Raw genomic sequence first — 14,825 nt, 5'->3', positions numbered from 1 at the left:
TAAAAAGTTAGGTGGAAAGGTGCGATCGCTCTCCTCAAACGAGTCATCTAAAAGTTCTAGGGGAAACAGGCAGACAAGGCGCGATCGCGATCGCTGCTCCGGCTTGTATTTAATTCAGTGATATTCCACTTTAGAGTGATGAAAGACGTGGCAGCTTCTCTTTATCCTTCAGGTGAAGCTAAAAGCAAAAAGCAATGAATAAGAACATGAAAACCAGTATAATTTCAGGACTTACTCTAACATTAGCACTTGGTTGTAGCTCTTCCCCACTGTCTGCCAATGAATCTTTCTCCCAGCAAGCTAACACCCTCGACACGAATAGGGAAACAATTGCATCAGAAGTAAGCCACACTAAGCAGACATCTCCTCCAGACTTCAATGATTATCCAGCAACCGAATCTTTCTCTGGTGCTCCTGCACCCGTTGACTTAAGCAGTGACCCAGATGCTAGAAGGTTCCGCACTGTTTTACGAGAGGGCGCACAAACCGGACCCAATTTTGCCGGAAAATATACGGTGGTGACTTGGGGATGTGGCACAAGCTGTCAATCCGTTGCCATTGTCGATGCTGAAACTGGCTCAGTTTATATGCCAGGTATTGTGGCTGAAGCGGGTGTGAAGCATAAGTTGGGTAGTCGGCTACTTGTGGTTAATCCGCCCGAAAATACTCCGGGAAATAGACCCGATTGGATGGAAACCAGTTATTACGTCTGGGATGGTACAGAATTAAGGGAAGTTTCGACATCATCATCATCATCGTCACGCAAAGAAGAGGTCGATGATTGGACAGATACCTTCTTTTATGCGGTTCATCCAGACATGAAAGGGAGGAGTATTGATCCGTCTCAAGAACTTTATGTTCGAGAATGGAATGCCCTGCGCGGGGTCGTAAAGAATTGGGTGGGGTGGATTGAAAGTAACTGTGGTCCTGCAAGTTCTGACCAGGATCAAGCTAGCGTGAACAATGTAAGTGTTCGTGAGAAGTTAGCTGATGCGGTTTTCTATGCTCGTCATCCTGAGTTAAATGGGCGTGAAATCCGCAGTGGAGAAACAGCTATACCGCCAAAAGTGGCAGAGTCAGTATGATGAGCGAGCAAAATTTTTGGGTCATTGTAGTGCGAGCATCTTGCTCGCTACTAATACCCAATTTAAATGCATGACAGCTTATTCTGGAAGGATCACGTTATGCTACTCATGCAGGAAAGATTAGTATTAGTGTGGTACGGACAAGGCGAAATTGATGCGAAAGTGGATGTCCAAGACTTTCCTTCAGCTAAGATTCCGGCGACAGTCCGCGATGAGTCATTCCAAGAGCAATACGAACAGTTAGGATGTAAAGGATGGAATTGATCTTCGGGAAGGCTTCGCATACATTTGTGTAGCTGCGACTTCCTCCTCGCCATGGCAAAAAAAAAGTGGGTTTACTATAAAAAATTGGTCTTGTGGGAAAGAACAAGACCAACTTAAGGCAGAAAAAATCCGTTTGAGATTAACGGAATACTTATTGATTTTTGATTGATTAAGAGGGAATATCTTCCAGGGCTAAATCAAAGGTAATCTCATGAACCCCAGGAATGTCTTTAATCTGCTCAATGTATTTACGCGCCGTTGCTTGGTCTTTAACCGTTCCGGTGAGTCGAACCGCACCACTCGCAACGCCAGCGACTAGGTTCTCAGAAATATCGGACTCAATCTTATCCTGAATCTGAGAATCACTCAGTTCCTTTCCACCTCGGCTCGATTCAACATATTCAATTCCTTGATACTGACTCCCCACCGCAGAGGTGGTCACTTTTTCATTGTTGGGTTGTTGACTGCTTTGAGAGGAATCAACAGCAGCTTGAGGGGGAGCAGCGAAGGCAGGAAAAGCACTATTAAATGTAAAGATGGCAAAGTCATAAATTGCTTTTCTATCCAAAGATAGATACAAAATGAAAGAAACAGGGATAGGAGGAAATCCCTGTAGACGCGCCCTGACGTAGAGACGTTGCATACAACGTCTCTACCTCTTTAAGCAACACCTAAAGCCCCTGCACCTGCGGAAGCCAACGCCGAAACCAGCGCCGTAGCAAAGAGCCACCAAGCAGCTATCGCAGCGGCTTTGCGAGTTTCTTCGGCTTGGCGTTGGGCTTGATACTTGACCTGTTCTAGACGCATTTGAGCTTGTTGTTGGATACGTTCTGCCCGTTGTAGCAAACGAGTGCGAACGTTCTCAATCTGACCAATCATCCGACTAGCATCGGCTTCGGAGATATCGTCACGGGAACTGATAATAGCGACTAGGGTATCCCGATCAAACTGAGACAAGCGATCGCGCAGTGCATCAAACCCAGCTTCTGGGTCATCAAATAACGTCTGGATATCTCGCTTGATGCCATCATAATTCAGTTCAGGACGCTCTAAATTATTGAAGTAGTTGCGAATGCGCTCAAAAATACCATCAATAACTGACTGCATGCGATCTTGCACCGTCCGGATTTGGGCGATCACTTGGTCACGCACATTCAGAACTTGATCGACAATTCCATGCACATCTTCTTCTGAGATATCCTCCCGTTGGGATAACAGCGCCACCAGCGTCGAGCGATCAAAGTGGGACAAGCGTTCTTGCAGACTCGACATCCCAGCACCGGGTTCATTCAGCAGCAATTGCATATCCCGCTTAATTCCTTCGGGATTGAGTTCCTCTTTGCGCGTAGAACGCAGATAATCAGCAAATGCTGCTTGAAAATCTTGTACAGTTTCCTGAGTCCGTAGCGCCCAGCGTCGGGGGGCTTTGACTACACCGCGAACGGTGGAAAGAACTTGATCAATAATCTGATTCACCTCTTGTTCACTCAGATCATCCCGTTGGGCGAGTAACTGTACCACGGTATCGCGATCCATTGAAGCTAACCGATTTCTGATTAAACGGGCTCCAAGCTGTGGATTATCCAGCAGTTTGGTTAAATCACGCTGAATCCCGTCTGGATTTAGTTCTGGCTTCCCGGTGTTCCGCAGATACTGAGCGATCGCGGACATGGTTTTATCGTATTGCTCTTTAGTTGTATCCACCATTTTTTGGGGGATGCGGCGAACACGAGTCCAGGTACCCTCAACCTGATCGAGAACTTGGTTAATTTGCGTTTCACTCAAATCTTGACGCTGATTTAACAGTTGTACTAACGTATCCCGGTCAAAGCGTTCAGCGCGTTTACGCAGCAGCAGCCATCCCACCTGGGGTTCATCCAAGAGTAATTTGAGTTCCTGTTCAATGGCTTGAGGATTCAGTTGATCTTTACCGGTGTTACTCAAAACAGACTGAACCTTCATCCACTGGGCTTCAACTTTTGCCTTCAACGCCTCTTGGGTTTCTCTGGCTGTATCCAAAACGCGATCGCGGGCTTTTTCCAGCTCAACAATGACAGCTTCCTGTTCAATCGGCGTTAAATCTTGGCGTTTCTCGACCAACCGCTCAAATAGAGGACGATCAAACTGAGCCAGACGATTGCTCAGGTGTTCATAATCTGCATCTGGATCATGGAGAATCTCCCTGATATTCAGTTGAATTTTCTCAGGCGTGAGTGCTTCCTTGGGCGTGGATAGGAAATATTGCTCCATCGCGGCTAATAGTGCGATCGCCTCGGCGCGTTCTCTAGCTGCGATCGCTACCGCTAAGGCTTCTAAGCGAATGATATCCAACCAAGTCGAAATTTCTCTGATCCGTTCTTCAGTAAAAACACCCCGTTGTGCCAACAAATCAGCAAAATCTGACCGATTGAGCTGCTCTAATTCCTGCACCACGGTTGCTGGGTCAGCTTCTGGATCATATAGCACATCTCGGAATTCCCGCTCCAGCGTCGGTTGCTGCATCTGCCAAGAATATTTATTGAGCAGATAATTTTCTACATCGGCTCGCACCGTACTGTAGGATTCATCCTGAGTCCCACCACGGATCTGAGCAGAAACTTGACCAACCTGTTCAGTAACTTGGCTTCTTGCGTTTTTAAGCTGACCGACAATTTTCTCCATATCTAAGTCTGATATATCCACACGTCCCATCACCAAGCCCATCAGACTATGCATACCTGTGGATGCAGCTTGAGCCAGAGGTCCTGGATTTTGGGCTTTGCGGCGCTTGCGGAGTTCTGCCACTAAATCATCGAGCTTCTCGGTAAACTCACCGCTAACAAGCTGATCTGGTGTGGCGGACTGAAGATACTCTCTAAATTCTGCCATAGCATCTCTAGAAGAAGGCAGCCGATTCACCGTTTTCTTCCAAACCGTTTCGAGTTGGTCAACAATCCGATTCACATCCCTTGGGGATAAATCGCTGCGGCTGCTAACTAAATCAATAAATGTCTGCCGATTAATATCACGCAGGCTGTCACTACCAGCAATCTCTTGTAAATTTGGGTCATTGAGTAAATCTTCTAATTCCGTCCGAATCTTTTGCAGATTCAGTTCTGGAGGTCGTATAGACTGCATATAATCTTCTAGGTTCTCGCGAATCGTTTCTGGGTCAATGGCAGAACCCAGTTCTCGACGTATCGCCGCCGCCGCTGCTTCTGCGGTGTTTACAACTTCTTTTCTGACTGCATTACCCCCCATTGCGGCTGTGGCTGTGCCTAAAAGGGCTTGAAAACCAGAGGTAGCGGTACTAATTACTGAGCCGATTAAAGAACCAACCGTTGTCGAACTCACCCAAACCAGTAAGGAAAAGTAAGTTGCCCAAATCACCAACCCGACGATCGCACCCAAGCCGGGACTTTCCAGCAAGCTTAATTCTACGGCAAATAGACAGGCAAAAAATAGCGCTAGGGTAACGCTAATTAATGTTCCTAACCCTAATGTCATACCAATCTTGCGAATAGTCCCCTGTATAGTCTCTGATGACTTCTTATCAGACGAAGACGATGATGAGTCTCCGCCTCCAGCAAAGGAAATTCCCAACGCCACACCCAGATTAGTTAAGAGCATCTGGAACGCAAACGCTAAAACCACACCGGCGACTAATGTGGTAAAAAATTGAGGTCCGTCAAAGATCAGCGCTGCATCTTCGACGGTATCGAGTTCTGGCTCTACTGGTATCTGTGCTATCCAAGCCACCCAACTCGTGAGTCCTAGTCCCACACTCTCAACCATAATGTTTTTCCTCGTTGTTTCGGTTATATATAACGATGACCGGAATAGGATTGCCTACTTCAAGGCAGATTTTCCTGTCCTTCTGTCAGAATCGTTGTCTCAAGGCTTAAAATCATCTCCCCAAGGGGTGAAATCCATGGGCAAATTGCCAATTTATGCCCATCGATAGAGGGATTGGCGAATTGATCGGGAAAAAGATTTTTCCCACACCCGACACCCGACACCCCATCACCCAAAGGATGAGGTAGCATATTAGCGAAGCGCACGGGTATTAGGAGTCAGAAGTGGGTTTATTTGAGGATCTCAATCGCTTTCTGGAAAATCGCCTGGATGAATTCCTCCGCAACAATCCCCATCTAGAGTTACAGGCACTCGAAGAACAGTTACGGGAGCAAGAAGAAGATACATTGAAGCTGATTGCTGACTTGCAACTTCAACAAAAGCGCCTACAGGACGACATATTAGCAGTTGCCCAAGAAATTCAGCGTTGGCACGAACGGATGAATAAGGCTCAATCGAAAGGCAGACCTGATTTAGCCCAAGCCGCTCAACAACGAGAAGCTACGCTTTTGCATCAAGGGAATCAACTCTGGGGCAAGATGGAAGGGGTTAAACAGCGAATTGCTCAGACTAAAGAACTACAGCGTCAGATTCAAACCCGTCGTAATGAAGTTCATACCAAAGCCAGAGAAGTCGAAGCTGCCCGCACTCAAGCCCAAGCCCAAGCTCAAGCTCAATCTCAGTGGCAGACATCGGCTTGGAACCAGAGTTCAAATTACAACATTGGAGCAGGGGTAGACCCCTTAGAGACTCAATTTCAGCGCTGGGAAACCGATGAGGAGTTGCAGCAAATGAAACGGAATATGGGTCACTGAGGGTGTACAGAGAAGCTCACAGGGATGGGCGACTCGCCGTACCCAATCAACACTACCCAATCCTTAATTTGATCGGTTTTCCCTCCCACTAGGTATCGGTAACTATAGATAAACATGGTAGGGGCGACCCGCCGCATTCAATGAACAGAACCCAACCCTTAATTATATCGGGTCGCCCTGCATTAGGTATCGGTAATTATCTAATACCAAATCCGGCATACATAACCCTTTTATGTTCAGATTGTTCCAGACTTGCCATGGCAAATCTCTAGAGGGTTTTGGCGATTTGCTCTCTTTAGGAATAGTTAACCCGGATTTGGCATAACACCACATTGGGACAGGGGCGAGTCGATATAGGTTAATTCTTACACCGCCTACTATGTGCAGCGACTCGCCCCTACAACTGAGATGATTCCGAAAATCCCGACAATCTTGATCATGGATTCTCTGATGAACGGCGAGGAATCGTAAAGGAAATCGAACGAGGCGGCTTAGGTAGTGATGTGGATGATGATGGATTAAGCACCGTCGAGTTAGAGGCTGGATTAGCACTCTCCACCGAGGGAGACTGAGTTTGATTGCTTGAGAATTGTCTGGGTTGTAGAGAAATAGACCAACCTGGAGATTTACCGTAGTTAGACGCGATCGCGAGTAATGCTCCTGCCAAAATGAATACTGGCATGGGTAAGATAAAATCGCTCATCCACTGGGACAATTCTATTAGGCTAAATACTACCACAAAAGTGGTAATTACAACTCTCATCGATCTGACTTAAAACTAGCGCTGCCGCCATCATCATACACCATGCAAATTTTTGCGATTCGCTTAAAACCCAATGACGATTTAAAGGTAAGTTTAGGGCATTTCGTCAAACAGCACCAGATTGAAGCTGGGTTTATGATTACGGCTGTGGGTAGCCTCAAACAAGCTACCCTGCGCTTTGCGGGTCAAAATTATGCTCAAGCCTTCAAGCGGCGCTTCGAGATTGTTTCCCTGGTTGGCACTCTGTCAATCCATGGTATCCACTTACACCTTGCCCTGTCGGATAAAAAAGGCAAAACAATCGGAGGGCATCTTTTAGAAGGATGTATCATCTATACAACGGCTGAAATTATTATGGGTGTCAGCGACAATTTAATCTTTTTGAGAACAATGGATGAAACGACGGGATATAAAGAGCTAGAAATCAAACTTAAATAAACTTTACTGTACAACCAGCCGAAATCTGTGTTCCTCAAATCCAGCCAAATCAGGCTATCACAGTCGTTTAGGGTCATAAACTCAAAACGCATGAGCTTAACGCTCACTCAGACAGTCGCAAAAATGCAGATTGAACAATACAAAACTATTCTTCGCCCAGAATGAGCTGAAGCGTCCGATGCGCTTCCTGTAGGGTTTGGAGTTCAGAATTAAACTTCCAGAGATAGGGTTTAACTCTATTGCCCCCCACAATAGCAGGTTCCCAAGCCGTCAATTGCCATCCTTGCTCAGTTGCAGTGAGGCAATAATCAATTCGGGGAGGAATAATCGAGGGGTTGGCGTTAGTAATCATCATTGCTTGCTCGTAATACCCTGTAAGTGGTCAAAAAAATTGTGATTTAGGGTAAGGAAGCGATCGCCTATAGCTTACTGGTTAATGCCCTGATACCTATAAATCATCTTGCCACTCCTTTCTCAAGATGGTAAGCCTTACCCGCAATCTTTATCGAAATATCATAATTAAGTTGGAACAAAACACGAGGTTATGGGGGGTTGCCGAAGTCTCTGTGAAATTGAGCTTCATACAACCTTCACATAACTCGGTCGAGTAAATATACTTATTCTACGGATTGTTACAAAATAAACAAGAGGGAGCAGAGGGAGCAGAGGGAGCTGGGGAAGCTGGGGAAGCTGAGGGAGCAGAGGGAGCAGAGGGAGCAAATGACAAATGACCAATGACCAATCACCACTCAAACGCCTATTTGCCTACGGTCATAACTATCGCACGGAAATCAGGCAGGCGATCGCCTGTTCGGTTCTGAATAAAATCTTTGACTTAGCGCCACCCGCCTTAATTGGTGCGGCGGTGGATGTGGTAGTTCAAAAAGAGGATTCCTTAATTGCCCAACTTGGCGTCACTGATATCTTCACACAACTGTTGATTCTGGCATTGCTGAGTCTGATCATCTGGGGATTAGAATCCCTGTTTGAATATGCCTACAACCGACTCTGGCGTAATCTGGCACAAACGATTCAGCATGACTTGCGCTTAGATGCTTACGCCCACTTACAATCCCTCGACTTGGCTTATTTTGAGGATAGGAGTACGGGCAGGTTGATGTCGATTCTCAATGATGATATCAACCAACTGGAACGCTTTCTGGATGTTGGCGCGAATGAAATTCTCCAGGTATCTACAACCGTTGTGATTATTGGTGCTACTTTCGTGATTCTGGCACCTGGGGTGTCTTGGATGGCACTTCTACCCATGCCCTTTATTCTCTGGGGTTCCATCGCCTTCCAGCGCCGCCTTGCGCCCCGTTATGCTGAGGTTCGGGAAAAGGTGAGTTTACTCAATGGGCAATTAGCCAATAATTTGACCGGAATCACCACGATTAAAAGCTTTACGGCGGAAGCGTATGAAATCCAGCGCATAACTGCCCAAAGTGAAGCCTATCGTCAAAGTAACCGTCGCGCGATCGCACTCTCGGCGGCGTTTGTGCCATTAATTCGTATCCTTATCTTATTGGGCTTTATCGGCATTCTCCTCTATGGGGGCATGGAAGCGGTAGCGGGGAGATTAGCCGTCGGTACTTATAGCGTGTTAGTATTCCTTACTCAACGTTTATTGTGGCCCCTCACCCGATTGGGACAAACACTGGATCTCTATCAACGGGCGATGGCGTCTACAAGCCGGGTGATGAATTTGTTAGATACACCAATTACGATGCATTCGGGCGAGATTTCTTTGCCTGTGAGTCAGGTAAAAGGTGAGTTAGCGTTAAAAAATATTACCTTTTCCTATCAGGGACGCCATCCTGTGATAGAAAATCTGTCCCTGCTTATGCCAGCCGGAAAAACTATTGCCATTGTCGGTGCAACGGGTTCCGGGAAAAGTACCTTAGTCAAGTTATTATTGAGACTCTATGAAGTCCAAGACGGAACCATAACCCTAGATGGAATTGACCTGCGTCAGCTTCAGTTAGCTGATTTACGCCAAGCCATTGGTTTAGTCAGCCAGGATGTGTTTCTGTTTCATGGCACAGTGCGGGAAAATATTACCTATGGTAGTTTTAATGTCACCTTATCTGAGGTAACAGCCGCCGCCGAAATTGCTGAAGCCCATGAATTTATTTGCCAACTTCCCCAAGGCTACGACACAATTATCGGGGAGAGAGGACAAAAGTTATCCGGTGGACAACAGCAGCGATTAGCAATTGCCCGTGCTATCTTAAAAAATCCCCCGGTGCTGATCCTCGATGAAGCCACCTCCGCCGTGGATAACGAGACAGAAGCAGCTATTCAGCGATCGCTAGAGAAGATTACCCAAAACCGAACCACGATCGCGATCGCTCATCGCTTGTCTACAGTACGCAATGCTGATTGTATTTATGTGATGGATAAGGGTAAATTAGTTGAACAAGGCACCCATGAACAACTACTAGAGCAACAAGCTATTTATGCGATGCTGTGGCGGGTTCAGTCTGGGGTTAAATAATTAGGTTATCATTCGTCATTTGTCCTTAGTCATTTGTCCTATTCGCTTTCAAAAAGAAGCCAGCTACGTCATTGGGGATTATCAACCATGATTATGTTCAGTAAAGCTCAGCCGAATAAGCCAGAGGATCAATGGAAAGTTAAGCTAAATCAGTTTGCTAAAAAACATAGTAAGGAACTGGCTGCGCTGTCGTGGGGACTCTTTCTAGAGAAGGGCGAAAGTGACGAAACTATAGGAATTGACCTGAAACCTAGACCCCATTTTGTCTATTGTCCCAAAGCAGCGCTGGAAAAACTGAATCAAAAGGTTGAGAACTATCTTCAGGAAATGATAGGTATTGTCAATGCTCACCAACCGGATAAAGAAGTTTTAATGATTGGGATTGGTAATGACCAAATTAAGTTAATTCATTTTGAACCGGAATCTCCTCCTCCGGTATGTTTTGAGGAACTGGGTAAAGATGTAGATACTTTACTCGGAGAGTTAGAACAGCGTTTGAGTGAATTTGGTATTCGTCCTTAGTTGTCATTTGTCTTTTGTCATTTGTCCTTTGTTGAAAACTGCTTGCACTCTGTCGGGGCGGGTTTAGGGATATCAGGGTCAAAACCAAACGTTAGCGGTAAAACCCGCCCCTACAATAGACGTTCCCATTGCTCCCCTATCTCCTATCTCCCTCATCTCCCCCTGCTACCTGATAACTGATAACTGCTCACTGATAACTGCTCACTCCCCTGCATCCTCATCCCGCGATCGGTACAATAGTTAACAAACTACCATCCAACTCTGCCAACTATGACGCCTGACGTAGAAACGTTACCCCAGCAACCCGACACCAGTGAAACCGACAACCTCGACGAACTTCCCAATGATGTCGAGATGTCACTGTTTGATCACTTAGAAGAGTTGCGGCGGCGGATTTTTTATTCGCTGCTGGCTGTAGCCGTTGGTGCTATTGGCTGCTTTGTGGCGGTTAAATACATTGTCCAGTTATTGGAAATCCCGGCTCAAGGCGTTAAGTTTTTACAATTAGCTCCCGGTGAATACTTCTTTGTATCCATAAAAGTAGCGGGTTACAGTGGTTTGCTAGTGGCGACGCCTTTCATTCTTTACCAAGTGATTCAGTTTGTCTTACCTGGGCTGACTCGCCGCGAACGACGCTTGATTGCACCTGTGGTTTTAGGTTCGAGTATTCTGTTTTTCGTCGGGTTAGGATTTTCTTACATTGCTCTAATTCCAGCCGCGCTGAAATTCTTTATTAGTTACGGCGCTGATGTAGTTGAGCAAGCTTGGTCAATTGAACGGTATTTTGAATTTGTCCTGCTGCTCATGTTCAGCACGGGGATAGCTTTTCAAGTACCAATTATTCAGATTCTATTGGGAAATTTAGGTATTGTCTCATCCTCTCAAATGCTTTCTGGTTGGCGGATTGTTATTTTAGGTGCAGTGATTCTCGGTGCTGTACTAACTCCTTCCACTGATCCTCTGACTCAAAGCTTACTCGCTGGTGCTGTCATCGGTCTTTACTTCGGTGGAATTGGTATGGTTAAGCTGTCAGGCAAGTGATTGAGTTCGTAGTTTGTAGTACGGGAACCTTAGCCTGTTAAAATTCTGGGTTGACTACTAAGCTGTTCGGCATTTAAACCTTAATGTCAATAATGGCGAAAGCCTTGTAGTGCGTTTAGCGAAGCCATGCCGCAGGCTTTAGCGAAGCCATGCCGCAGGCTTTGCATCTTGCTCGCTACTAATACCCAATTTAAATGCATGACAGCTTAGCGTAACAGCGATAGTTCAGGAATTGACCAAAAGTGAGGTAAAACTTGCCAGTATTTTTACAACCTGTCTCATTGAGCATCACCAACAACAGGCAATAATACTTTAAATGTCGATCCTTTCCCTACTTGACTGGTTACCGAAATCGAACCTCCACAACGTAATAATAATTGCTGCACAATGGTCAATCCCAAACCCGCTCCCATTTCTTCCCCAGGAATGGGGCGTCCTCGGTAAAAACTATCAAAAATCTTGGGAATTTCACTGGCTGCAATTCCGTTTCCTGTATCAGTAAATGCCAACTGAACATATTCCCCCTGAAGACTTCCCAGTACCCTCACCTGACCTCCGGCGGGAGTAAATTTGAGACTATTGTGCAGTAAATTAATGGCGATTTGCCGTAACCAGGTTTCTAAACAGGAAACCCTCGGTAGATCTGCGGGAATCGTATAACCGACTTGAATTCCTTTCTCTTGAGCCAATGGTTGATAGGTACTCACCACACCGGGAATAATTTCTGCCAATTCCACGACAGATTTGACTCCCGCTTGGGGTTCATCGGCTGCAACGAGATCTAACAATCCCACAATTAATGAATTTTGCCGATCGCATTCACTATTGAGAAGCTGTAGGTAACGTTGACGCTGGGCGAGTTTGAGTTGAGGCGATTCCAAGAGACTCAGCGCTGTTTTCATATTCGTTAATGGAGTTTTCAGTTCCTGCGCCACTCGCCGTAGGAGTTCGTCTTTATGGCTGAGGTGATGGGTTAATTGGGTAATGGCGCTATCCTGTCCCGATTCAGCCATTGTTCCTGACTGGAGAATTTCCGCCATTCGTTGTAATTGTTTAACTAATACCTGGGTGATTAACGTCTTCTCATCTGTTGATTGAACCAAGGAAAATCGGTTGTCCCCTCCAGCAAGTAGCTCATCAGGCGTACTATCCGCGATCGCAATACTTCCTCTGAGTCTCTGCAACACCCGATAGATCACTCGTCGTTCAAATGTACAAATAGCCAGCCATGACTGAGACTGATGAGAAGTTTCTCCCTCAGGTAGCTGATATGCCACAATCAGAGTGGTCAATTGCTTAGACAGAACTAATAAAAACGATTCGCGTTTAAGCTGGCTTCCGGCGGCTAGCTGAATTGGGAACAGTTGAGCATCCGAGTTAACGGCTGGGTCATCCTGAATCGCGATCGCATCAGAGACTTCACCAACACAGTTACACCAATAGAGGGTTTGCGGAATACCCCTCTGTTGTCGATACCGCCACAGTTCCTCCCGCCACCCGGCGACAGATGGGGACTTCACCCAGATTGTGGCGGGGATTTTTTCTTCAATCAGGACATCAACCATAGCTCCAATCAAGGTTTTGAGTCCCACTGGACTGATTGAGAGAGACTGAGGTGTTGTCAAATTATCCAGCGCTAGCTGGTAAAGGGACAAATCCGGTGTCGGTGGTGAGTTCATTAGGTTGTGGAGAAGATGGGGGAGATTGTGTAGGGGCGGGTTTTACTACTATCTTTTTGGTTACACCCAGATGTAACTAAACCCGCCCCGACTTCACGTAATGACCAATGACCAATGACCAATGACCAATGACCAATGACCAATGACCAATGACCAATGACCAATCAACTAAATCGGCGCTCTAGAGCCTCTCGCGCTTGTTCACGGTCATCGAAGTGAATTTTTTCGGTTCCTAGTATTTGATAGTCTTCGTGACCTTTTCCGGCAATTAGCACCCCATCACCCGGTTTGGCGTCTAAGATAGCCGTGCGAATCGCTGTGGCGCGATCGCTCATTACGATTGGCTCTACAGTCGCCGGAATCCCTTCTAAGATATCTTGAATAATCCGTTCTGGGTCTTCAGTACGAGGATTATCGGAGGTCACAACCGCGACATCGGCTAATTCTGCGCCAATTTTCCCCATCTTCGGACGTTTGGTGCGATCGCGATCGCCTCCACATCCAAATACGCAAATCATTCTCCCCTGAATAAACGGTCGGGCGGCTTTGAGCAAGTTCTCCAAACTATCTGGTGTATGGGCATAATCGACAATTACGCTAATATCCTGATCCGGTTTAAGTTGCACCCGTTCCATCCGCCCCGGTACTCCCGGAAATTGGTTTAAGGTGGTGACTACTGTTTTTAGATCTAACCCTAAATTTAACACTGCACCAACAGCAGCCAAGACATTGGACAAATTATACTGACCTACCAGGGGAGAATTGAAGGTCACATCACCGACTGGTGTGTGCAGTGTTCCTTTAACACCAATCAATGTATAAGTCAAGTTGCTCGTATACAAATCTGCCGAGGGATTTTGAACACTGTAACTCCAGGTGCGATCGCGTCCAACTTTTTCGATTAAGCGCTTACCATACGGATCATCGGCATTAATAATCGCTTTGCCGTGGAGATAATCGGAATTAAACAATAATGCCTTTGCCGCGAAATAATCCTCCATATCGCGGTGGAAATCCAAATGGTCTTGGGTGAGATTGGTAAATACAGCGACATCAAACTCACAGCCTAACACCCGACCTTGTGCCAAGGCATGGGAACTGACTTCCATTACCCCTAACTCACAGCCTGCTGCTACGGCTGAATGTAACTGCTGTTGCAATTCTACGGGAAACGGTGTGGTGTGAACCGCCGTTTGGGAAAATCCTTGCCATCGGGCATAAAGGGTACCAAAAAGGGCAGTGGGACGCTGGGCTTGGGTGAGGATAAATTCAATTAGATGGGTTGTGGTAGTTTTGCCATTCGTACCCGTAACGCCAACTAACTGAAGCTGGCGGGTGGGGTAGTTATAGAACGCCGCCGCTGCTTGGGCGCAGGCGACTGTCATGTCAGTGGCACAAATAATACAGGGCGGTTCAGCATCAGGTTTTGGCTGAGGCGGGTGTTTTTGTGCCGCTTGGGGAGAAATTAACGCCGCGACAGCACCAGAGGCGATCGCACTTTGCCAAAAGTCTCCACCATCGACACGGGTTCCGGGCATACCAATAAACAAATTGCCAGGTTGACAGGCGTGGGAATTTGTACAGATTCCTGTGATTTGGGCATCAAGTGCTGGATGATTCGGCATTTCCACCACGTTAGGAATTGCCCTTAGTAAGTCATGTAGCTTCATGTCAATCAACTCCTCACGACGAGAGGGATAGGGGCAACGGAGAACTTCAGATTAGCACTCCTGTTGCTTGGTATGATTACACAGACGCGATCGCTATCAGGCTAAACCGATTAAATCCTTTAAACTGCGAGGTCGAAACCAAAAGACGCTAATTTACAGTGTATTAGGACAAACACCCCAACTCCAACCTCCAGCCGATTCGTATACCCAGTCGGCT

At 46.5% G+C, this 14,825-nt stretch carries 14 protein-coding genes; 7 read left to right on the top strand and 7 right to left on the bottom strand.

What is annotated here, in order from left to right; all coding sequences use genetic code 11:
• Positions 1–206: 206 nt before the first annotated feature.
• Both MC7420_RS34975 and MC7420_RS08060 read left to right on the top strand, forming a co-directional pair.
• Entirely contained in the window at positions 207–1,085 is an 879-nt protein-coding gene (locus MC7420_RS34975) for a hypothetical protein (protein ID WP_052307442.1), read from the top strand.
• A gap of 108 nt (positions 1,086–1,193) precedes the next feature.
• The gene (locus MC7420_RS08060; RefSeq protein ID WP_198016400.1) at positions 1,194–1,349 is read left to right on the top strand and encodes a hypothetical protein; all 156 of its coding nucleotides are present in this window, start codon (positions 1,194–1,196) and stop codon (positions 1,347–1,349) included.
• A gap of 169 nt (positions 1,350–1,518) precedes the next feature.
• Here MC7420_RS08060 and MC7420_RS34970 read toward each other — a convergent pair whose 3' ends face one another.
• Genes MC7420_RS34970 through MC7420_RS08045 form a run of 3 tightly spaced genes read right to left on the bottom strand, consistent with a single transcriptional unit; the run spans position 1,519 to position 5,374 of the window.
• Positions 1,519–1,992, bottom strand: coding sequence for a BON domain-containing protein (locus MC7420_RS34970; RefSeq protein WP_006099949.1), 474 nt, complete (start codon positions 1,990–1,992; stop codon positions 1,519–1,521).
• Positions 1,993–2,009: 17 nt separating this feature from the next.
• On the bottom strand, positions 2,010–5,123 hold the full coding sequence (locus tag MC7420_RS08050; protein ID WP_006099745.1) for a hypothetical protein: 3,114 nt from the start codon (positions 5,121–5,123) through the stop codon (positions 2,010–2,012).
• 59 nt (positions 5,124–5,182) lie between these two features.
• Positions 5,183–5,374 carry a hypothetical protein gene (locus tag MC7420_RS08045; RefSeq protein ID WP_006099612.1) on the bottom strand — a complete coding sequence of 64 codons (192 nt, stop codon included), beginning with the start codon at positions 5,372–5,374 and terminating at the stop codon, positions 5,183–5,185.
• A 33-nt stretch (positions 5,375–5,407) separates the two neighbouring features.
• Here MC7420_RS08045 and MC7420_RS08040 point away from each other — a divergent pair, with 33 nt between their 5' ends.
• Positions 5,408–5,998, top strand: a complete 591-nt coding sequence (locus MC7420_RS08040; RefSeq protein ID WP_006099890.1) for a TIGR04376 family protein — start codon at positions 5,408–5,410, stop codon at positions 5,996–5,998.
• Between the two features lie 436 nt (positions 5,999–6,434).
• Here the strand turns inward: MC7420_RS08040 and MC7420_RS39355 are convergent, their stop codons facing one another.
• Complete coding sequence (locus tag MC7420_RS39355) at positions 6,435–6,761, bottom strand: hypothetical protein (protein WP_006099902.1); 327 nt, start codon at positions 6,759–6,761, stop codon at positions 6,435–6,437.
• Positions 6,762–6,803: 42 nt separating this feature from the next.
• Between MC7420_RS39355 and MC7420_RS08035 the strand changes: the two genes are divergently transcribed.
• Positions 6,804–7,199: a PPC domain-containing DNA-binding protein gene (locus tag MC7420_RS08035; protein WP_006099955.1), complete on the top strand. Its 396-nt coding sequence runs from the start codon at positions 6,804–6,806 to the stop codon at positions 7,197–7,199.
• Positions 7,200–7,344: 145 nt separating this feature from the next.
• On the opposite strand, the gene MC7420_RS08030 is transcribed toward MC7420_RS08035, so the two are convergent.
• Positions 7,345–7,554 carry a hypothetical protein gene (locus tag MC7420_RS08030; protein WP_006099698.1) on the bottom strand — a complete coding sequence of 70 codons (210 nt, stop codon included), beginning with the start codon at positions 7,552–7,554 and terminating at the stop codon, positions 7,345–7,347.
• A gap of 372 nt (positions 7,555–7,926) precedes the next feature.
• On the opposite strand from MC7420_RS08030, the gene MC7420_RS08025 reads away from it, so the two are divergent.
• The 3 genes from MC7420_RS08025 to tatC all read left to right on the top strand — a co-directional run bounded on the left by MC7420_RS08025 (position 7,927) and on the right by tatC (position 11,259).
• Positions 7,927–9,696, top strand: coding sequence for an ABC transporter ATP-binding protein (locus MC7420_RS08025; protein WP_006099881.1), 1,770 nt, complete (start codon positions 7,927–7,929; stop codon positions 9,694–9,696).
• A gap of 93 nt (positions 9,697–9,789) precedes the next feature.
• Complete coding sequence (gene ccmS / locus MC7420_RS08020; RefSeq protein WP_006099738.1) at positions 9,790–10,218, top strand: beta-carboxysome assembly chaperone CcmS; 429 nt, start codon at positions 9,790–9,792, stop codon at positions 10,216–10,218.
• A gap of 270 nt (positions 10,219–10,488) precedes the next feature.
• On the top strand, positions 10,489–11,259 hold the full coding sequence (gene tatC, locus MC7420_RS08015; RefSeq protein ID WP_006099938.1) for a twin-arginine translocase subunit TatC: 771 nt from the start codon (positions 10,489–10,491) through the stop codon (positions 11,257–11,259).
• Between the two features lie 278 nt (positions 11,260–11,537).
• On the opposite strand, the gene MC7420_RS08010 is transcribed toward tatC, so the two are convergent.
• Together MC7420_RS08010 and MC7420_RS08005 are read right to left on the bottom strand one after the other, a co-directional pair.
• Complete coding sequence (locus MC7420_RS08010; RefSeq protein WP_006099932.1) at positions 11,538–12,938, bottom strand: DICT sensory domain-containing protein; 1,401 nt, start codon at positions 12,936–12,938, stop codon at positions 11,538–11,540.
• 164 nt (positions 12,939–13,102) lie between these two features.
• Positions 13,103–14,608 carry a UDP-N-acetylmuramoyl-L-alanyl-D-glutamate--2,6-diaminopimelate ligase gene (locus tag MC7420_RS08005; RefSeq protein ID WP_006099854.1) on the bottom strand — a complete coding sequence of 502 codons (1,506 nt, stop codon included), beginning with the start codon at positions 14,606–14,608 and terminating at the stop codon, positions 13,103–13,105.
• Between the last annotated feature and the right edge of the window lie 217 nt (positions 14,609–14,825).

The sequence above is a fragment of the Coleofasciculus chthonoplastes PCC 7420 genome (genome assembly GCF_000155555.1).
Taxonomy (GTDB): Bacteria; Cyanobacteriota; Cyanobacteriia; order Cyanobacteriales; family Coleofasciculaceae; genus Coleofasciculus; species Coleofasciculus chthonoplastes_A.
The sequence above is the reverse complement of the archived record's forward strand: the minus strand, read 5'-3'. Positions and strand labels throughout refer to the sequence as shown.